At 42.0% G+C, this 793-nt stretch carries 1 protein-coding gene; it reads left to right on the top strand.

Going from position 1 to position 793, the window contains the following annotated elements:
• Positions 1 to 56: 56 nt before the first annotated feature.
• Positions 57 to 793: pyruvate, water dikinase regulatory protein (locus AB4496_RS27985; RefSeq protein WP_372133296.1), on the top strand; the 737-nt coding region annotated here is incomplete at its 3' end.

Below are 793 nucleotides of genomic sequence, written 5' to 3'. Positions count from 1 at the left end.
TTATATATATTATGGTTCCCATCCTACTCAAAATAATTTTAAACATTAAATAAAAAATGCAAATTGATATCCAAAGTCGTGATGTATTCTATGTTTCTGATGGAACGGCCATAACATGTGAGACTTTAGGGCATGTTGTTCTAGGTCAATTCCCATTCGAAGCTAATGAAAAAACCTTCCCGTTTGTCGAAAGTGAAGACAAACTTTCTGATTTATTGAAAGAGATCGAGATTTCATATCGAGCAACAGGCCATGAACCTTTGGTCTTTTTCTCGATTGTGATTCCGGAGATAAAACTCAAGCTGTTAGATGCGCCTGCGCATTGTTATGACGTGTTAGAAAGTATCGTGCAGAAAGTGCAAGATGATACGAAAATGGCGCCTAAGCCGAAGCTGCAGCGTTCTCGTAGCGTTAATAAAGACTCGGACAAATACTTCGACCGTATTGCTGCTATCGAATACACGTTAGCGCACGACGACGGCATTACTTTAAAAGGCTTGGAAGAGGCAGACATTATCTTGTTGGGTGTCTCTCGCAGCGGTAAAACGCCAACGAGCTTGTACATGGCAATGCAGTTTGGTTTACGCGTCGCAAACTATCCGTTTATCCATGATGATATTGCTCGCTTAAGGTTGTTACCGGAGTTTGAGATATATCGCCATAAGTTGTTTGGTTTGACGATCGATGCGGAAAGGCTGACCGAGATCCGTGAGAATCGATTGGCAGGTAGCGAGTACGCAAGTGATTCACAATGTTTGTATGAGCTACAAACGGTTGAAGGGTTGTTCAGACG

The sequence above is a fragment of the Vibrio sp. 10N.222.46.A1 genome (genome assembly GCF_041473595.1).
GTDB classification, from domain to species: domain Bacteria; phylum Pseudomonadota; class Gammaproteobacteria; order Enterobacterales; family Vibrionaceae; genus Vibrio; species Vibrio tasmaniensis_A.
This window is presented reverse-complemented; position numbering and strand designations above follow the sequence as displayed.